The sequence below is a fragment of the Pseudomonas sp. FBCC-B1565 genome (genome assembly GCF_059133265.1).
The window spans coordinates 3,912,934-3,931,818 of sequence record NZ_CP101438.1 but is presented as its reverse complement, the minus strand read 5'-3'; the positions used below and the strand labels follow the sequence as shown (position 1 = coordinate 3,931,818).

The window sequence follows — 18,885 nt, the reverse complement described above, 5'->3', positions numbered from 1 at the left end:
ACCCGGCGGACGTTGACCTGGGTCAAGTTCCACCCAAGTGCCGCCCCTAACCTGCGCCCATGGAATCACTTTCTGGAGCGCATACCGTGACTCAACCCCGTATAAGACAAGGCCTGGTGCTGGGCATGAGCACCCTGGCCTTCACCGTCTGCTTTATGGTGTGGATGATGTTCGCCGTGCTCGGCGTGCCCATCAAGGAGCTGCTGCAACTCAACGAAACCCAGTTCGGCCTGCTGGCCGCCACGCCTGTATTGACCGGCTCCCTGGTACGCCTGCCGCTGGGCCTGCTCACCGACCGTTTCGGCGGGCGCATCGTGTTCTTCCTGCTGATGCTTGCCTGCGTGTTGCCGCTGTACCTGATCACCTACGCCACCGCCTACTGGCAGTTCCTGGTGCTGGGCCTGTTTGTCGGCCTGGCCGGCGGCTCGTTTTCGGTGGGCATCGCCTACGTCGCCAAATGGTTCGACAAGCACAACCAGGGCTTCGCCATGGGCGTGTTCGGTGCTGGCAATGCGGGGGCGGCGGTGACCAAGTTTCTCGCGCCGGGCCTGATCGCCCTTGGTACCTGGCACCTGGTGCCCAAGGTGTTCAGCGCGATCCTGTTTATCACCGCGCTGCTGTTCTGGTTCCTCACCAGCGAAAACAAGGCCCACCGCAGCGCCGGCGGCGCCACTTTGCGCCAACAGTTGCTGTGCCTCAAAGACCCGGCCGTGTGGCGCTACTGCCAGTACTACTCGATTGTGTTCGGCGGCTATGTGGCGCTGGCGCTGTGGGTGACCAAGTACTACGTGCAGGAATACGGTTTCAGCCTGCAAAGCGCCGCGCTGCTGGCCGCGTGTTTCTCGCTGCCGGGTGGTGTGCTGCGCGCCGTGGGCGGCTGGATGTCCGACCGCTGGGGCGCGCAGAGCGTGACCTGGTGGGTGTTGTGGGTGAGCTGGGTGTGCCTGTTCCTGCTCAGCTACCCGCAGACCCAGTTGCAGGTGATGACCGTCAACGGCCCGCTGGATTTCCACATCGGCCTCACGCCTGCGCTGTTCACCGTGCTGCTGTTCGTGATGGGCATCGCCTTCGCGTTCGGCAAGGCCTCGGTGTTCAAGTACATCGCCAATGACTATCCGCAAAACATGGGCGCGGTGTCCGGCATCGTCGGCCTGGCCGGTGGCCTGGGTGGCTTTGTGCTGCCGATTATGTTCGGCGCCCTGGTGGACCTCACTGGCGTGCGCTCTTCCTGCTTCATGTTGATGTACGGCGTGGTCTGGGTGTCCCTGGCCTGGATGTACTTCAGCGAAATCCGCAAACAACCGCTGCTCGGCAAGCCCGCGCTCCAAGGAGAATGATCATGTCCATTGCGCAAAAGCCCACCTCGGGCCCGGTGATCCATGACTGGCGCCCCGAAGACCCAGCGTTCTGGGGCGCCAGCGGCAAGAAGACCGCCACCCGCAACCTGTGGATCTCGATCCCCGCGCTGTTGCTGGCCTTTGCCGTGTGGATGGTGTGGAGCACGGTGATCGTGCGCCTCAACGCCATCGGCTTCAGCTTCACCACCGACCAGCTGTTCTGGCTGGCGGCACTGCCGGGCCTCTCTGGCGCGACGTTGCGGGTGTTCTACTCGTTCATGGTGCCGATCTTCGGCGGGCGCCGCTGGACCGCCCTGAGTACCGCGTCGTTGCTGCTGCCGTCGCTGTGGATGGGCTTCGCGGTGCAGGACCCCAACACGCCGTACAGCGTGTTCGTATTGATCGCGTTGCTCTGCGGTTTCGGCGGCGGCAACTTCGCTTCGAGCATGTCCAACATCAGCTTTTTCTACCCTAAGGCGCAGCAGGGCACCGCCCTGGGTTTGAACGCCGGCCTGGGTAACCTGGGCGTGTCGGTGATGCAGTTCTGCGTGCCGCTGGTGATTACCTTCGGGGTGTTCGGCCTGATGGGCGGGCAACCGCAAACCCTGGCGGACGGCAGCCAGCTATGGCTGCAGAACGCCGGTTTCATCTGGGTGCCGTTCATCCTCACCGTCACCGTCGCCGCGTGGTTCGGCATGAATGACCTGTCCAGCGCCCGTGCGTCGTTCAGCGACCAGGCGGTGATCTTCAAACGCAAGCACAACTGGCTGATGTGCTGGTTGTACCTCGCGACCTTCGGTTCATTCATCGGTTTTTCGGCGGCGTTCCCGCTGCTGATCAAGACCTCGTTTCCCGAGGTGGTGGCGCTGAAATTCGCCTTCCTCGGCCCGCTGGTGGGCGCGCTGGTACGCCCGCTCGGCGGCTGGCTGGCGGACAAACTGGGCGGTGCGCGGGTGACCCTGTGGAACTTCGTGCTGATGATCGTGATGGTGTTCGGCGTGCTGCACTTTCTGCCGCAGAACGGGCAGGGCGGCAGCTTCTACGGCTTCCTCGGCCTGTTCATGCTGCTCTTCATCACCACCGGCATCGGCAACGGCTCGACCTTCCGCATGATCCCGGTGATCTTCCGCACCCTTCACGAGAAGGCCAGCGCCGGCAAACCTGCTGCGGTGCGTGAACAGGCCCTGAAGGACGCCGGCAAGGAATCGGCTGCGGTGCTGGGGTTCAGCTCTGCGATGGGCGCATTCGGCGCGTTCTTCATCCCTAAATCCTTCGGCAGTTCCATGGCCGCCACCGGCAGCCCGGCCATGGCCTTCTACATGTTTGTCGGTTTCTACCTGAGCTGCATCGTCGTGACCTGGTGGTGGTACGCCCGCAAGGGCTGCGCCACACCCTGCTAGTCCGACCTGAATTCGCGGGGCAACGCACCCCACGGCACGCCTGATGAGGAAAGCACCATGAGTCACTTACTGGATCAACTGCGGTTCTTCAACCGCAAGCAAGACGAGTTCTCCGAGGGCCACGGCGAGACCCGCAAGGAGTCCCGCGACTGGGAAAACGTCTACCGTTCGCGCTGGCAGTACGACAAGATCGTGCGCTCCACCCACGGGGTGAACTGCACCGGCTCGTGCTCGTGGAAGATCTACGTGAAGAACGGCCTGATCACCTGGGAAACCCAGCAGACCGACTACCCGCGCACCCGCAACGACCTGCCCAACCATGAACCCCGTGGCTGCCCGCGTGGCGCCAGCTACAGCTGGTACATCTACAGCGCCAACCGGCTCAAGTACCCGAAGATCCGCAAGCCGTTGCTCAAGCTGTGGCGTGAAGCGCGCCTGACCATGGCCCCGGTGGAGGCCTGGGCGAGCATTGTCGAGGACAAGGCCAAGGCCGATTCGTACAAGAGCAAGCGCGGCATGGGCGGTTTCATCCGCTCCAACTGGGCGGAGGTCAACGAGATCATCGCTGCCTCCAACGTCTACACCATCAAACAGTATGGGCCGGACCGCATTGTCGGCTTCTCGCCGATCCCGGCCATGTCGATGGTCAGCTACGCGGCCGGCTCGCGTTACCTGTCGCTGCTGGGTGGGGTGTGCCTGAGTTTCTACGACTGGTACTGCGACCTGCCACCGGCCTCGCCGATGGTGTGGGGCGAGCAGACCGACGTGCCGGAATCGGCCGACTGGTACAACTCCAATTACATCATTGCCTGGGGTTCCAACGTCCCGCAGACCCGTACGCCGGACGCGCATTTCTTCACCGAGGTGCGCTACAAGGGCACCAAGACCGTGGCCATCACCCCCGACTACTCGGAAGTGGCCAAGCTCACCGACTTGTGGCTCAACCCCAAGCAGGGTACCGACGCCGCGTTGGCCCAGGCCTTCAACCATGTGATCTTCAAGGAATTTCACCTCGACCACCCGAGCGCCTATTTCACCGACTACGCCAAGCGCTTCACCGACCTGCCGGTGCTGGTGATGCTCAAGCCCGTGACCGGGTTTGCCCCCGGCGCTGGCTTCCAGCCTGACCGCTTCCTGCGCGCCTCGGACCTCACCGGCAACCTGGGCCAGGACAACAACCCGGAATGGAAAACCATCGCCCTCGACGAGAGCGGCGAACTGGTGTCGCCACAAGGGTCCATCGGCTACCGCTGGGGCGAGAAGGGCAAGTGGAACATCCTCGCCAAAGAGGGCGGTGAAGGCCGTGAAATTGACCTCAAGCTCAGCCTGATCGGCGCAGACGTGGCCGAAGTCGGCTTCCCGTACTTTGCCGGTGAAGCCCACGAACACTTCCAGCACGTGGCCGGTGACGCCGTACAGTTCCGCCGCGTGCCGGTGCACAGCGTGACGTTGGCCGATGGTAGTATTGCCAAGGTCGCCACGGTGTTCGACCTGTCCGCCGCTAACCTGGCCATCGACCGTGGCCTGGGCGGCAGCAACGTGGCCCGGGACTACGACGACGCCAGCGTGCCGGGCACCCCGGCCTGGCAGGAAGCGATCACCGGCGTCAGCCGCGAGAAAGCCATCCAGATCGCCCGTGAGTTCGCCGACAACGCCGACAAGACCAAGGGCCGCTCGATGATCATCGTCGGCGCGGCGATGAACCACTGGTACCACATGGACATGAACTACCGCGGGCTGATCAACATGCTCATGCTCTGCGGTTGTGTCGGCCAGACCGGCGGCGGTTGGGCCCACTATGTCGGCCAGGAAAAACTGCGCCCGCAATGCGGCTGGCTGCCCCTGGCGTTCGGCCTGGACTGGAGCCGCCCGCCACGCCAGATGAACGGCACCAGCTTCTTCTACGGCCACAGCTCGCAGTGGCGCCACGAAAAAATGAACATGCACGATGTGTTGTCGCCGATGGCGGACAAGTCGCAGTTCCCCACCCATGCACTGGACTACAACATCCGCGCCGAACGCGCCGGTTGGTTGCCCAGCGCGCCGCAGCTCAACACCAACCCGCTGCATATCTGCCGGGACGCGGCGGCCGCCGGCATGGAACCCAAAGACTACGTGGTCAAGGCCTGGCAGGACGGCACCTTGCGCTTTGCCTGCGAGCAACCGGACAGCCCGGTGAACTTCCCGCGCAACATGTTCATCTGGCGTTCCAACCTGCTTGGATCGTCGGGCAAGGGCCATGAGTACATGCTCAAGTACCTGCTCGGCACCAAGAACGGCGTGATGAACGAAGACATCGGCTTTGGCGGCGAAAGCAAGCCCACCGAAGCCGAATGGGTCGACGACGGCGCCATCGGCAAGCTCGACCTGGTGACCACCCTGGACTTCCGCATGTCGTCCACCTGCGTGTACTCCGACATCGTCTTGCCGACCGCCACCTGGTACGAAAAAGACGACATGAACACCTCGGACATGCACCCGTTCATCCACCCGTTGTCGGCGGCCATCGACCCGGCGTGGGAGTCGCGTTCCGACTGGGAAATCTACAAGGGCATCGCCAAGGCGTTCTCGGCCATGGCGGTCGGGCACCTGGGCGTCGAGCAGGACCTGGTCACCGTACCGTTGCTGCACGACAGCGTCGGCGAACTGGCCCAGCCGTTCGGCGGCACCGACTGGAAAAGCGCCGGTGTGGCGCCTGTACCCGGCAAGAACGCGCCGAACATGGCGGTGGTGGAGCGTGACTACCCGAACATCTACAAGAAATTCACCTCCCTCGGGCCCTTGCTGGAAAAACTCGGCAACGGTGGCAAGGGCATCAACTGGAACACCGATGACGAGGTGGCCTTCCTCGGCGAGCTGAACCATCACGAAGGCGACGCGGGCATCAGCCACGGTCGGCCGAAGATCGACACGGCCATCGATGCGGCCGAGGTGATCCTGTCCCTGGCCCCGGAAACCAACGGCCATGTGGCGGTCAAGGCCTGGGCGGCGCTGTCGGCCTTCACCGGCATCGACCACAGCCACCTGGCGTTGCCCAAGGCCCACGAAGCCATCCGCTTCCGCGATATCCAGGCGCAGCCGCGCAAGATCATCTCCAGCCCCACCTGGTCGGGCCTGGAAGACGACCATGTGAGCTACAACGCCGGCTACACCAACGTCCACGAAAACATCCCATGGCGCACCATCACCGGCCGCCAGCAGTTCTACCAGGACCACCCGTGGATGCAGGCGTTCGGCGAACAGCTGATGAGCTACCGGCCACCGGTCAACACCCGCACCATCGAAGGCGTGAAGGGCAAACGCAGCAATGGCGAGACCGAGATCGTGCTGAACTGGATCACCCCGCACCAGAAATGGGGCATCCACAGCACCTACAGCGACAACCTGCTGATGCTCACCCTGAGCCGTGGCGGGCCGATCGTGTGGCTCTCGGAAATCGATGCCAAGCGCGCCGGCATCGAGGACAACGACTGGATCGAATGCTTCAACGTCAACGGTGCGCTCACCGCCCGTGCGGTGGTCAGCCAGCGCGTCAAGGAGGGCATGGTGATGATGTACCACGCCCAGGAACGCATCGTGAATGTGCCCGGTTCGGAGACCACCAAGACCCGTGGCGGCCACCACAACTCGGTGACCCGCGTGGTGCTCAAGCCGACCCACATGATTGGCGGCTACGCCCAGCAGGCCTACGGCTTCAACTATTACGGCACGGTCGGTTGCAACCGCGACGAGTTCGTCGTGGTGCGCAAGATGGCCAAGGTCGACTGGCTCGATGGTTCCACCGGCGATGACTTGCCGCGCCCATTGCCGACCGATATCGAGGAGAACTGAGATGAAGATTCGCTCACAGATCGGCATGGTGCTGAACCTGGACAAATGCATCGGCTGCCACACCTGCTCGATCACCTGCAAGAACGTGTGGACCAGCCGCGAAGGCATGGAATACGCCTGGTTCAACAACGTCGAATCCAAGCCCGGCATCGGCTACCCCAAGGAGTGGGAAAACCAGGACAAGTGGAAGGGCGGCTGGGTGCGTAACGCCAACGGCAGCATCAACCCGCGTATCGGCGGCAAGTTCCGCGTGCTGGCGAATATCTTCGCCAACCCGGACCTGCCGAGCCTGGACGACTACTACGAGCCGTTCGACTTCGATTACCAGCACCTGCACACCGCGCCGTTGGGCGAGCACCAACCGACCGCGCGGCCGCGCTCGGTGGTATCGGGCAAGCGCATGCAGAAAATCGAGTGGGGCCCCAACTGGGAGGAAATCCTCGGCACCGAGTTCGCCAAGCGCCGCAAGGACAAGAACTTCGACCAGATCCAGGCGGATATCTACGGCGAGTACGAAAACACTTTCATGATGTACCTGCCGCGCCTGTGCGAGCACTGCCTCAACCCGGCATGCGCGGCGTCGTGCCCCAGCGGTGCGATCTACAAGCGTGAAGAAGACGGCATCGTGCTGATCGACCAGGAAAAATGCCGCGGCTGGCGCATGTGCATCAGCGGTTGCCCGTACAAGAAAATCTACTTCAACTGGAAGAGCGGCAAGTCCGAGAAGTGCATCTTCTGCTACCCGCGCATCGAGGCCGGCATGCCCACCGTGTGTGCCGAAACCTGCGTCGGGCGCATCCGCTACCTCGGCGTGTTGCTCTATGACGCCGACCGCATCAGCGAAGTGGCGAGCACGGCCAGCGAGCACGACCTGTACGAGAAACAACTGGAGATCTTCCTCGACCCGAATGACCCGGCGGTGATCCGCCAGGCCTTGGCCGATGGCGTACCACAGTCGGTGATCGACTCGGCGCAGCGTTCCCCCGTGTACAAGATGGCGGTGGACTGGAAACTCGCACTGCCGCTGCACCCGGAATACCGCACCTTGCCGATGGTCTGGTACGTGCCGCCGCTGTCGCCGATCCAGAACGCCGCCGCGGCCGGCACCGTGGGCATGAACGGGGTGATCCCGGACGTGGACAGCCTGCGCATCCCGCTGCGCTACCTGGCCAACATGCTTACCGCCGGCGATGAAAAACCGGTCAAGCGTGCCCTCAAGCGTCTATTGGCGATGCGTGCGTTCAAGCGTTCCCAGCAGGTCGATGGCGTGCAGGACCTGCAAGTGCTCGAAGACGTGGGCCTGAGCGTGCCGCAGGTGGAAGAGATGTACCGCTACCTGGCGATTGCCAACTACGAAGACCGCTTTGTGGTGCCGAGCGCGCACCGTGAAGACGCCATGAGCGACGCGTTCGCCGAACGTTCCGGCTGTGGTTTCAGCTTCGGCAGCGGCTGCAGCGGCAGTTCCGACACCAATATGTTCGGCGCCAAGAAGGCCAATCGCCGCGACGTCCTGAAAACCGTGCAGATCTGGGAGGACTGAGCCATGCGCATTCTTAAAGTGATTTCGTTGCTGCTGGACTATCCCACCGAGACCCTGGTGAACGGCCGCGATGAACTGGAGCAGGCGATCATCGAGTCGCGGGAAATCAGCCCCAAGCAACGCGGTGCGTTGTTCGAGCTGTTGGAGCTGATCTGCGCCAATGACCTGATGGATGGCCAGGAGCATTACGGCGCGTTGTTCGGCCGTGGTCGCTCGCTGTCGCTGCTGTTGTTTGAACACGTGCACGGCGAGTCCCGGGACCGTGGCCAGGCGATGGTCGACATGATGGCCCAGTACGAGGCCGCCGGGTTTGCCATCGGCGTCAAGGAGCTGCCGGACTATATCCCGCTGTACCTGGAGTTCCTCTCCACCCGCGAAGACATCGAGGCCCGCGAGGGCCTGGCGGATGTGGCGCACCTGCTGGCGTTGCTCGCGGCGCGCCTGGAAGAGCGTGAGAGCGCCTATGCCAGTTGCATGCGCGCGCTGTTGCAGATCGCCGGCACCGAGCCGCACCAGGCCGTGGCCGAGGTGCGCGCCCAGGTGGCGGCCGAGCCGCGCGACGACTCCCTCGAAGCCCTCGACAAAGTATGGGAAGAGGAGGCCGTGGACTTTATGCAGGCCGAGCAGCAGGACCGTTGCAGCGCGATGCCGAGCGCTCCCGGCAAGGCACGGGAAGAAAGCGCCGTGCCGCTGCATTGGGTGGATTTTCAGCAAGCAGCGCCGGCCGCCGTGCCGGCCGGGGAGGTGGGTAATGTCTAAGTGGAATTTGCTGGTATTCGGGGTGTACCCCTATGTGGCCCTGGCGATCTGCCTGTTGGGCAGTTGGGCGCGGTTCGACCTGTCGCAGTACACCTGGAAGGCCGGCTCCAGCCAGATGCTGAACAACCGTGGCATGCGCGTGGCGAGCAACTTCTTCCATATCGGCGTGCTGTTTGTGCTGGCCGGGCATTTCGTCGGTCTGCTCACACCGGCGTCGGTCTATCACCACGTAATCAGCACTGAAAACAAGCAACTGCTGGCGATGGTCTCCGGCGGGTTCTTCGGCCTGCTGTGCCTGGTGGGCTTGCTGATGCTGGTCAACCGCCGCTTGAGCGACCCGCGGGTGCGCGCCACATCGAGTACGTCGGACATCCTGATCCTGCTGGTGCTGCTGGCGCAGTTACTGCTCGGTTTGCTGACCATCGTCGCCTCGACCGGGCACATGGACGGCTCGGTGATGGTGATGCTCGCCGACTGGGCGCAGAACGTGGTGTTGCTGCGACCGGTGCAGGCGGCGGAATCGATTGCGCCGGTGTCGCTGATCTACAAGGCCCACGTGGCATTGGGCTTGACCCTGTTCGTGCTGTTCCCGTTTACCCGCCTGGTGCACATGGTCAGCGCGCCGATCTGGTACCTGGGGCGGCGTTACCAAATCGTGCGGCAGAAGTCGTGAGGAGCGCGTGATGACCCAGCCTGAATTGATTGCCAGCAGTGAACAGGAATGGCCCATCGTCAGCGTCAACGGCGTGTCGATCACGCCTGAGGCGATGGCCCTGGAGTTGCAATACCACCCGGCCGAAAGCCGCGAGGCGGCGGTGTACCTGGCGGCCCGCGCCCTGGTGATTCGCGAGTTGCTGCAACAGCGTATTGCCGAATTGGGCCTGGCGGTGGACATCGCCCCCGGCGAGAACGAAGAGGAAGCGGCCACGCGCTTGCTGCTGGAGCGCGAAATCAGCGTGCCGCAGTGCGACGAAGCGACCTGCCGGCATTACTTTGAGAGCAATCGCGGGCGCTTCCACAGCGCGCCGTTGCTGGCGGTGCGGCACATCCTGCTCGAGTGCGCGCCGGACGATGCCGAGGCACGCCAGATGGCCCATGTGCAGGCGGAAATCCTGTTGCTGAGCCTGGCGCAGACCCCCGGTACTTTCGCCGAGCTGGCCCTCAAGTATTCGGCGTGCCCCTCCAAGGCCCAGGGCGGTTCGCTGGGCCAGATCAGCAAGGGCCAGACCGTGCCGGAACTGGAACGCCAACTGTTCACCCTGGCACCGGGCCTGGCTGACAAACCGCTGGAAAGCCGCTATGGCTGGCACGTGATCAGCATCGACCAGCGCATCGAAGGGCAACCTCTGCCCTATGAAGCCGTGGCCGGGGCGATTCGCACCCAGCTGCAACAAGGCGTATGGCAGAAGGCATTGGTGCAGTACCTGCAAACCCTGATCGGCGCGGCGGACATTCGTGGCCTTGCGCTGCAGGGCGCCGACTCGCCGTTGGTGCAGTGACATGAGCCTGGTGGATGGGCTCGGCCGTAGCATCGACTACCTGCGCTTGTCGGTGACCGACCGCTGTGATTTTCGCTGTGTGTACTGCATGGCGAAGACCATGACCTTCCTGCCGCGCCAGCAGGTGTTGAGCCTGGAAGAACTGGAACGCCTGGCCCGGTTGTTCGTGGACCAGGGCGTGCGCAAGATCCGCCTGACCGGCGGTGAGCCGCTGATCCGGCCCGGGATTGTCGGGCTGTGCCGCAACATCGCGGCGTTGCCGGGCTTGCGTGAACTGGTGATGACCAGCAACGGCTCGCAACTGGCGCGATTGGCGCGGCCCTTAGTGGACGCAGGGGTCAAGCGCATGAACATCAGCCTCGACAGCCTGGACCCCGAGCGGTTTCGGGCGATCACCCGCAACGGTGACTTGCGCCAGGTACTGGACGGTATCGAGGCGGCGCGGGATGCGGGGTTCGAGCGGGTCAAGCTCAATTGCGTGGTGATGAAAGGGCGCAATTTCGATGAGGTGCCGGGGTTGGTGCGGTATGCGATCGAGCAGGGGATCGATATCAGTTTTATCGAGGAAATGCCCTTGGGGGATGTGGGGCGTTCGCGGGGGGAGACGTTCTGTGCCAGTGATGAAGTGCGTGGGGTGATTGCCCGTGAGCATGTGTTGCTCGACAGCACCGAGAACAGCGGTGGGCCGGCCAGGTATGTGCGGCTGGCGGGGCATCCGCGGACGCGGATCGGGTTTATTTCGCCTAATTCGCAGAATTTTTGTGGCAGTTGCAATCGGGTGCGAATGACGGTGGAGGGGCGGTTGTTGTTGTGTCTGGGGCAGGAGGATGCGCTGGACCTGTGTGGGTTGCTCAGGCGCTATCCGCTGGAGGATGGGCCGTTGGTTGAGGCGTTGCATCGGGCGTTGCGGGGGAAGCCGTTGGGGCATGATTTTACGGGGGCGGGGGAGGTGCAGGTGGTGCGGTTTATGAGTGTGAGTGGGGGGTGATGGGGGCTGTTTGGTCGTCGTGTACATATCCGTTTCTTCGGTCACGGCGGCTTATGGTTCCGCCCTTACGGCGGGTCACTTTTTGAAGAGCGCAAAAAGTAACCAAAAACGCTTCGCCCCAACACTCGGCACCTCGCCTAGGCTCGGTGTGCCCTCACTCCGGCTTGAATCCGTGGGCCGCCGCAATGGGCCATCCATGGCCCAGTGCGGCTAACCCGGCGTCCTGCCGGGTTACCCACGGATTCAAGCCTGCGTTCGGCCAGCGTGTTTGACGGGGCGCCCCAGATCAAAAGCAGGAGCGCGGCGGCCTTAGAGCCGACCGGATTGTATGGCCGGTACTCGGTCAAAGTGTGGGATGGGGCTTGCCCCCGATGACAGTGGGTCAGTCACTGATGAGTTGGCTGACACACCGCCATCGGGGGCAAGCCCCCTCCCACAGTTTGATCTTCATGTATCAGTTGAAGGGTGGTTTGCTCTGGCTCTGGCTCTGGCTCTGGCCGACCGGATTGTATGGGCGGTACTCGGTCAAAGTGTGGGAGGGGGCTTGCCCCCGATGGCAGTGGGTCAGTCACTGATGAGTTGGCTGACACACCGCCATCGGGGGCAAGCCCCCTCCCACAGTTTGATCTTCATGTATCAGTTGAAGGGTGGTTTGCTCTGGCTCTGGCTCTGGCCGACCGGATTGTATGGGCGGTACTCGGTCAAAGTGTGGGAGGGGGCTTGCCCCCGATGGCAGTGGGTCAGTCACTGATGAGCTGGCTGACACACCGCCATCGGGGGCAAGCCCCCTCCCACAGTTTGATCTTCATGTATCAGTTGAAGGGGCGGCGTTTTTCAAGGTAGTTGTCGTGTCTCCCGTCTTGCTAGGCGACCTTCACCACAACTGTCAGCTCCCTTTCGGGATTGAGGTACACCGTCCCGATAGGGTCCCAGTTGCGTGTCTCGCCTGACCACCTTTCAGGCCTTTTTTCTCTCGCTTGCCCATAAATTGCCGCCCTCCGGGCCAAGATTTCCCGGTCTTTTCCCTCGTGGCGCTGGGCGGGTGTCACGAAGCGGATTCGGCTATGACGATGCTCGGTGTTGTACCAAGCCATAAAATTCCTGACCCAGATACGCGCGTCATCCAGGCTGCCAAATCCATCCTGCGGCCACTGCGGGCAGTACTTCAGCGTTCTAAACAGCGACTCCGAGTAAGGATTATCGTTGCTTACCCGGGGTCTTCCTCTCGATGGCGTGATACCCAGGTCGTACATCTTGGTCAGTAACGTCACCGATTTCATCGGTGCGCCATTGTCCGAGTGAAGCACCAGCGGCTGACGCCAGCACTTCTCTGTAGTGACACTTCGTTGCAGTAGGACAGCGGCTTTTTCACCGTTTTCTGCTTCGTAAACTTCCCAGCCCACAGCCTTTCGGCTGTAGATATCTTCGATCAAATAGAGGTAGTAAAACTTCCCACGAACTGGCGACGGCAGGTACGTGATATCCCAAGACCACACCTGATTGGCGGCTGTCGCCGCGTAGGTGGTGGGTGCTTCATGGCGATGCGGGCGTTTGGCGCGGGAACGATGATGCTGCTGATCTGCCGCACGCAGCACTCGGTAAAAGGTTGCCTCCGATGCCATGTAACGTCCCTCGTCAGCGAGCCGTGGCACGATCTGGCTCGGTGGCAGATGTGCGTAGGCCTTGCTGTTGCACAAGGCCAGGATGGCTTGGCGCTCAACATCAGTCAGAGCATTATTCGGCACTGGCCTCACCGTCGTGGTGCGCCCATCTGCCAACAACGCTTCGGGCAGGATCCAGCGTTGTAGCGTGCGTAGCGAAATACCGACTTCTAGACACGCAGGCGCCCTGCGGGCGCCCGCAGTGATGGCTTCGGTGAGCCAGTCGACGAGAAGATGCCGTTCTGGCAACAAGGTCAATTGTCCTCGTCGTCGTTCCCCCAGTAGGCATTGAGCTTTTTTCGCAGCACCAGCAATGCGACTGTTTCAGCCAGCGCTGCATCCTTTCGGCGCAGCTCACGCTCCAGCTCCCGAATCCGGTTCTTATCCTCCTTGGTCTCACCAGCGATTCCTTTTTTCAGCGCTGAGTGATTAGTGCTGTTGGCAATGAAAGCTTTGCGCCAGCCGTCAATTTGCTCAGGGAAAATACCGTTGCGACGGCAATACTCACTCAGCTCCAGCTCCGACAAAGCTGATGATTCGATGACTGCCATGAGCTTGGATTCGGCAGACCAACTTTCAGGCGACTGCTTGTTTTCGGACAACTGAGAACCTCTGGCAGCGGCTTGCTTACGCCAATAATGAAGAGACATGTCGCTACAACCTTCACGGCGCGCGACCTCCGACGCTGACAGGCTCAGGGGCGGAAGCATCATTTTCAACAGCGCAGCTTTGCGTTCTTCTGAATAGAAAGGCATGACCTTACTCTTGCCGCCCCCGGAATACTTTTAAAAAGCGGAGGACACGACAACTACCCTGACACCGGGGGGGGGTGGTTTGCTCTGGCTCTGGCTTTAGATCTGCTTTTGATTTTGATCTTAGGCGCCCCGTCAAACACGCTGGCCGGAATTCGGCAGGGATTTGGGGGGGTAAACCGGCAGGGATGCCGGTTTAGCCGCCCCGCGCCATGGATGGCGCGTGGCGGCGGCCCCCCAAATCACTGTCGAATTACGGGCACACCGAGCCTGGGCGAGGTGCCGAGTGTTGGGGCAAGAGCCCTTTGGTTACTTTGGGGCTCTTTTCCAAAGTGACCCGCCGTAAGGGCGGAACCAATATCCGCCGTGACCTAAATAACGGATATGCCCCCGATCATAAAAACCTTGATCCCGATCAAGGGACACTCTCCGAGCTATTCGTAATATCACCGCATATTGTGTTTAAAGACTAAAAAATATCTATATGTAGTGTCTGGAGCCCCCCCAATGCAAACCGCGCTCACCCCCCTGACCAGCACCCGCCTACACAAACGCGACGGCACGCTCGTCCCCTTCGACGCCGAAAAAATCCGCCAGGCCCTGATCGCCGCCGGCACCGCCACCGGCGAATACCAGCCCCCCGACGTCGACCTGCTGCTGGGCGCCGTCCTGGCCCGCCTGAGAGGCATCGACCAACTGGACGTCGAACAAATCCAGGACAGCGTCGAACGCGTATTGATGGACGCCGGCTACTTCCTGTCGATGCGCGCCTACATCGTCTACCGCGAACAACACGGCCGCCTGCGCCGCGACCGCAAGACCCTGGTGGAAGTCGCCACCTCCATGAACGAATACCTCGACCGCGAAGACTGGCGCGTGCAGGCCAACGCCAACCAGGGCTATTCCCTCGGCGGGCTGGTGCTGAATGTGGCGGGCAAGGTCACCGCCAATTACTGGCTGGATGAGGTCTACAGCGAGCAGATCGGCCGTGCGCATCGCGAGGCCGACCTGCATATCCATGACCTGGACATGCTCGCCGGTTACTGCGCCGGCTGGTCCCTGCGTTCGTTGTTGCACGAAGGCCTCAATGGCGTGCCGGGACGCGTGGAGGCGGGGCCGCCCAAGCACTTGAGCAGCGCGCTGGGGCAGATGGTCAATTTCCTCGGCACCCTGCAGAACGAGTGGGCCGGCGCGCAGGCGTTCAGTTCCTTTGACACCTACCTGGCGCCCTATGTGCGCAAGGATCAGCTGAGCTATCCGCAAGTGCGCCAGGCGGTGCAGGAGTTCATCTACAACCTCAACGTGCCGTCACGCTGGGGCACCCAGACGCCGTTTACCAACCTGACCTTCGACTGGGTCTGCCCAGAAGATCTGCGTGAACAGGTGCCGGTGATCGGCGGTGAGGAAATGCCGTTTGCCTATGGCGACCTGCAAGCCGAAATGGCGTTGATCAACCGTGCCTACATCGAAGTCATGCAGGCCGGGGACGCCAAGGGCCGGGTGTTCACCTTCCCGATTCCGACCTACAACATCACCCATGATTTCCCCTGGGACAGCGACAACGCCGACCGCCTGTTCGAGATGACCGCACGTTACGGCCTGCCGTACTTCCAGAACTTCCTCAACTCGGACATGCAGCCCAACCAGGTGCGCTCGATGTGCTGCCGCCTGCAACTGGACGTGCGCGAATTGCTCAAGCGTGGCGGCGGGCTGTTTGGCTCGGCGGAGCAGACCGGCAGCCTGGGGGTGGTGACCATCAACTGTGCGCGCCTGGGCTACCTGTTCAAGGGGGATACCTCGGGCTTGCTGCAACGCCTGGACAGCCTGATGGAGATGGCCATGGAGAGCCTGGAGGTCAAGCGCAAGGTGATCCAGCATCACATGGACGCCGGTCTCTACCCCTACACCAAACGCTACCTGGGCACGCTGCGCAATCACTTCTCCACCATCGGCCTCAATGGCATGCACGAGATGCTGCGCAATTTCAGCGGTGACGAGCAGGGCATGCACACCGAGCAGGGCCGCGCCTTTGCGCTCAAGTTGCTTGACCACGTGCGCGCCACTTTGCTGCGCTTCCAGGAAGACACCGGCCATCTCTACAACCTCGAGGCGACGCCGGCCGAAGGCACCACTTACCGCTTCGCCAAGGAAGACCGCAAGCGCTACCCCGATATCTTGCAAGCGGGCAGCGATGTCGCGCCGTACTACACCAACTCGTCGCAACTGCCGGTGGGCTTTACCCAGGACCCTTTCGAAGCCCTGGAGCTGCAAGACGAACTGCAATGCAAATACACCGGCGGCACCGTGTTGCACCTGTACATGGCCGAGCAGATTTCCTCGACCCAGGCCTGCAAGCAGTTGGTGCGCAAGGCGCTGGGGCGCTTCCGCCTGCCGTACCTCACGGTGACGCCGACGTTTTCGATCTGCCCAGTGCATGGCTATCTGGCCGGTGAACATGAGTTCTGCCCCAAGTGCGATGAAGCCCTGGCAGCCGCCCGTTAAACCAAGCTTTCCAACCCCTAGGAGATTCACCATGCAAGCATCCCAGCCACAACGTCAGCGCTGCGAAGTCTGGACCCGGGTGATGGGTTATCACCGGCCGGTTTCGGCGTTCAACCCCGGCAAGCAGTCCGAGCACAAGGAGCGCGTGCACTTCACCGAAACGGCTGCGGCGGCCGGGCGTCAATGAGCCGAGCGCTACGGGTCGGGGGCCTGGTGCCCCTGACCACCCTCGACTACCCCGGCATGCTCGCCTGCGTGCTGTTCTGCCAGGGTTGTGCCTGGCGTTGCCGTTACTGTCACAACCCGGACCTGATCCCGCCGCGCGCCGACACGGAGGTGGATTGGCGCCGGGTGCTGCTGTTTCTGCAACGGCGCCGGGACTTGCTCGATGCGGTGGTGTTCAGCGGCGGCGAGCCGACTTTGCAGGAAGGCTTGCCGGCGGCGATGGATGAAGTGCGGGCGATGGGTTTTCACATCGGCTTGCACAGCGCCGGGATCAAACCGGCAGGGTTTGCCAATGCGTTGCGTCATGCCGACTGGGTCGGGTTCGACGTGAAGGCCCTGGCCGAAGACTGCCAGTCGATCACCCAGGTCAAGGGCAGTGGCGCCGCCAACTGGCGCAGCCTCGACACCTTGCTCGCCAGTGGCGTGGACTACGAGTGCCGCACCACGGTGCATTGGCACCTGATCGATCCACCTCGGTTGTTGCGGCTGGCCCAGCGTTTGCAAGCCACGGGTGTGCAGCGCTTCGCCGTGCAGATGGTGCGCACCGTCAGCATGCTCGACCCGCAATTGCCGAGTGCACCGGCACAGGCTGCGTTGCCCGAGCTGTGGGGCCGTTTGCGCGAGTTGTTTCCCGCGTTTGTCTTGCGAGGGTGACCGACACCCTCAACCGGTTTTTAAAGATGCTGCCCATGGTGGGCAGGTGTTCATCAAGGAATGTTCAGAATGAAGCAGTTAACCACGGCACAACGCATTGTCATCGGTTTCGCGATTGCGCCGCTGGCCCTGGTCGGCTTGGTGTTCTACGCCTTGCACGACCTGGCGACCCTCAAGCAACAGTCCGCACAGATCGTGCAGCAGGACTGGCCGAAAATCGCGCCGATCATGGTGATCGCCACCGGCGTGCGCGATAACGGCCGCAACACCCGCGACCTGCTGATCGACGCAGATAATCAGGCCGCTCAAGCTTCGATCGGCAGCACCCGGCAACGCATCACCGAGGCGTTCGCAACCCTCGAACCGTTGCTCGATACTGCCGAAGGCCAGGCCGCCTATGCGACCCTCAAGGCCCATCGTGAAACCTATGTGGCGGCCTTCACCCAGGTGCAGGCGCTGATCAAACAGGGCGCCCGTGAACAGGGACTGGCCCAGCTCAAGCAACAGGTGATGCCGGCTGAGCTTGCGGTGTTCAAGAGCCTGGATGCGCTGATGGCCATGCAGGGGCGCGTGTTCGCCGAGCGTGAGCAGGCGGCGCAGGTGCTGTACGACGACGCCCGGCGTACCATGCTGGGGCTGCTGCTGTTGTGTGTGGCGCTGGTGGTGACCGCCGCCGTCATCGTCACCCGCAGCGTGATCCGCCCGCTGGGCGGGGAGCCGGATGAGGCGGCGCGCGTACTCAGCCATATCGCCCAAGGCGACCTGACCATCGAAGTGCCGCTGGGCAACAGCGCCGAAGGCAGTGTGATGCGTAACCTGCACCAGATGCAGCAGAACCTTAACCAGATGGTCCGGCAGATTGCCGCGTCGGTGGACGGCGTGGCCAGTTCCTCCGAAGAGTTGAGCGCGGTCAGCAGCCAGACCAGCAGCAGCTTGCAGTCCCAGGGCCAGGAGATCGAGCAGGCGGCCACCGCCGTGAATGAGATGACCGCCGCCGTGGACGAGGTGGCGCGCAATGCGGTGAGTACCAGCGAGGCTTCGCGCCTGTCGGAACAGACTGCCCAGCGCGGTCGCGCCCAGGTGCAGGAGACCGTGGCGTCGATCAACACCCTGGCCACCGGCGTGGTGGAAACCTCGGAGCGCATCCAGCAACTGGCGGGCCGTGTGCAGGATATCAGCAGCGTGCTCGAAGTGATCCGCAGCATCGCCGACCAGACCAACCTGCTGGCCCTCAACGCCGCCATCGAAGCGGCCCGGGCCGGCGATGCCGGGCGCGGGTTCGCGGTGGTGGCCGATGAGGTGCGCGCGCTGGCCCATCGCACCCAGGCCTCGACCCAGGAGATCGAGCAGATGATCGGCAATATCCGCCAGGACACCGAACACGCGGTGGCGGCCATGCACAACAGCAGTGAGCGGGTGCAGGCGACCCTCGGCGTGGCGCAGCGTTCGGGGGAGGCGCTGGATGAAATCACCCGGTCCATTTCGCAGATCAACGAGCGCAACATGATGATCGCCAGCGCCACCGAAGAGCAGGCGCTGGTGGCGCGGGAGGTGGATCGTAACCTGGTGGGCATCCGCACACTGTCGCAGCAGGTGTTGCAGGGGGCCTTGCATACGGAGACGGCGGGGCATGACCTGGCGGGGATGGCGGGGGCGCTGCACCAGACCGTGGCGCGCTTCAAGGTCTAGCGAGAAGTTGGCAAATGTGGGAGGGGGCTTGCCCCCTCCCACAGTCTC

General features: G+C 62.7%; 13 protein-coding genes. 12 read left to right on the top strand and 1 reads right to left on the bottom strand.

From position 1 onward, the window contains the following. The first annotated feature begins 86 nt into the window (after nucleotides 1–86). The 8 genes from NL123_RS18350 to moaA are packed head-to-tail and all read left to right on the top strand — an operon-like array spanning nucleotide 87 to nucleotide 11,354. Nucleotides 87–1,337 (top strand): MFS transporter, encoded by a 1,251-nt coding sequence (locus NL123_RS18350; protein ID WP_081049362.1) that lies wholly within the window; start codon nucleotides 87–89, stop codon nucleotides 1,335–1,337. 2 nt (nucleotides 1,338–1,339) lie between these two features. Further along, on the top strand, nucleotides 1,340–2,737 hold the full coding sequence (locus NL123_RS18345; RefSeq protein WP_071492625.1) for a NarK family nitrate/nitrite MFS transporter: 1,398 nt from the start codon (nucleotides 1,340–1,342) through the stop codon (nucleotides 2,735–2,737). A 57-nt stretch (nucleotides 2,738–2,794) separates the two neighbouring features. After that, on the top strand, nucleotides 2,795–6,568 hold the full coding sequence (locus tag NL123_RS18340; RefSeq protein WP_494356000.1) for a nitrate reductase subunit alpha: 3,774 nt from the start codon (nucleotides 2,795–2,797) through the stop codon (nucleotides 6,566–6,568). Between the two features lies 1 nt (nucleotide 6,569). After that, nucleotides 6,570–8,108, top strand: a complete 1,539-nt coding sequence (narH, locus tag NL123_RS18335) for a nitrate reductase subunit beta (RefSeq protein WP_058427563.1) — start codon at nucleotides 6,570–6,572, stop codon at nucleotides 8,106–8,108. A 3-nt stretch (nucleotides 8,109–8,111) separates the two neighbouring features. Beyond that, nucleotides 8,112–8,867, top strand: coding sequence for a nitrate reductase molybdenum cofactor assembly chaperone (narJ, locus tag NL123_RS18330; RefSeq protein ID WP_248482091.1), 756 nt, complete (start codon nucleotides 8,112–8,114; stop codon nucleotides 8,865–8,867). Beyond that, complete coding sequence (narI, locus tag NL123_RS18325; RefSeq protein WP_248482089.1) at nucleotides 8,860–9,540, top strand: respiratory nitrate reductase subunit gamma; 681 nt, start codon at nucleotides 8,860–8,862, stop codon at nucleotides 9,538–9,540. Before narJ ends, narI begins: the two co-directional genes overlap by 8 nt. 10 nt (nucleotides 9,541–9,550) lie before the next feature. Then, on the top strand, nucleotides 9,551–10,366 hold the full coding sequence (locus NL123_RS18320; protein WP_248482087.1) for a peptidylprolyl isomerase: 816 nt from the start codon (nucleotides 9,551–9,553) through the stop codon (nucleotides 10,364–10,366). A gap of 1 nt (nucleotide 10,367) precedes the next feature. After that, nucleotides 10,368–11,354: a GTP 3',8-cyclase MoaA gene (moaA, locus tag NL123_RS18315; RefSeq protein WP_248482085.1), complete on the top strand. Its 987-nt coding sequence runs from the start codon at nucleotides 10,368–10,370 to the stop codon at nucleotides 11,352–11,354. An 863-nt stretch (nucleotides 11,355–12,217) separates the two neighbouring features. Here moaA and NL123_RS18310 read toward each other — a convergent pair. Next, a protein-coding gene (locus NL123_RS18310) for an IS3 family transposase (protein WP_494355999.1) occupies nucleotides 12,218–13,770 on the bottom strand; the annotation gives its coding sequence in 2 pieces (ribosomal slippage) (nucleotides 12,218–13,308 and nucleotides 13,308–13,770; 1,554 coding nt in all). Between the two features lie 504 nt (nucleotides 13,771–14,274). On the opposite strand from NL123_RS18310, the gene NL123_RS18305 reads away from it, so the two are divergent. The 4 genes from NL123_RS18305 (at nucleotide 14,275) to NL123_RS18290 (ending at nucleotide 18,837) form a co-directional block, all read left to right on the top strand. Then, nucleotides 14,275–16,269 (top strand): ribonucleoside triphosphate reductase, encoded by a 1,995-nt coding sequence (locus tag NL123_RS18305; protein WP_494355998.1) that lies wholly within the window; start codon nucleotides 14,275–14,277, stop codon nucleotides 16,267–16,269. Nucleotides 16,270–16,300: 31 nt separating this feature from the next. Then, on the top strand, nucleotides 16,301–16,456 hold the full coding sequence (gene nrdD, locus NL123_RS18300) for an anaerobic ribonucleoside-triphosphate reductase (RefSeq protein ID WP_058427276.1): 156 nt from the start codon (nucleotides 16,301–16,303) through the stop codon (nucleotides 16,454–16,456). Beyond that, nucleotides 16,453–17,148 carry an anaerobic ribonucleoside-triphosphate reductase activating protein gene (locus NL123_RS18295; protein ID WP_494355997.1) on the top strand — a complete coding sequence of 232 codons (696 nt, stop codon included), beginning with the start codon at nucleotides 16,453–16,455 and terminating at the stop codon, nucleotides 17,146–17,148. The genes nrdD and NL123_RS18295 overlap by 4 nt, the downstream gene beginning before the upstream one ends. A gap of 69 nt (nucleotides 17,149–17,217) precedes the next feature. After that, nucleotides 17,218–18,837 carry a methyl-accepting chemotaxis protein gene (locus NL123_RS18290; RefSeq protein WP_494355996.1) on the top strand — a complete coding sequence of 540 codons (1,620 nt, stop codon included), beginning with the start codon at nucleotides 17,218–17,220 and terminating at the stop codon, nucleotides 18,835–18,837. The last annotated feature ends 48 nt before the right edge of the window (nucleotides 18,838–18,885 follow it).

What these genes read in the sequence shown, in the direction of transcription:
- NL123_RS18345 (WP_071492625.1), top strand. Translation starts at nt 1,340, where the DNA reads ATGTCCATTGCGCAAAAGCCCACCTCGGGCCCGGTGATCCATGACTGG.
- NL123_RS18340 (WP_494356000.1), top strand. Translation starts at nt 2,795, where the DNA reads ATGAGTCACTTACTGGATCAACTGCGGTTCTTCAACCGCAAGCAAGAC.
- narH (WP_058427563.1), top strand. Translation starts at nt 6,570, where the DNA reads ATGAAGATTCGCTCACAGATCGGCATGGTGCTGAACCTGGACAAATGC.
- narJ (WP_248482091.1), top strand. Translation starts at nt 8,112, where the DNA reads ATGCGCATTCTTAAAGTGATTTCGTTGCTGCTGGACTATCCCACCGAG.
- narI (WP_248482089.1), top strand. Translation starts at nt 8,860, where the DNA reads ATGTCTAAGTGGAATTTGCTGGTATTCGGGGTGTACCCCTATGTGGCC.
- NL123_RS18320 (WP_248482087.1), top strand. Translation starts at nt 9,551, where the DNA reads ATGACCCAGCCTGAATTGATTGCCAGCAGTGAACAGGAATGGCCCATC.
- moaA (WP_248482085.1), top strand. Translation starts at nt 10,368, where the DNA reads ATGAGCCTGGTGGATGGGCTCGGCCGTAGCATCGACTACCTGCGCTTG.
- NL123_RS18305 (WP_494355998.1), top strand. Translation starts at nt 14,275, where the DNA reads ATGCAAACCGCGCTCACCCCCCTGACCAGCACCCGCCTACACAAACGC.
- nrdD (WP_058427276.1), top strand. Translation starts at nt 16,301, where the DNA reads ATGCAAGCATCCCAGCCACAACGTCAGCGCTGCGAAGTCTGGACCCGG.
- NL123_RS18295 (WP_494355997.1), top strand. Translation starts at nt 16,453, where the DNA reads ATGAGCCGAGCGCTACGGGTCGGGGGCCTGGTGCCCCTGACCACCCTC.
- NL123_RS18290 (WP_494355996.1), top strand. Translation starts at nt 17,218, where the DNA reads ATGAAGCAGTTAACCACGGCACAACGCATTGTCATCGGTTTCGCGATT.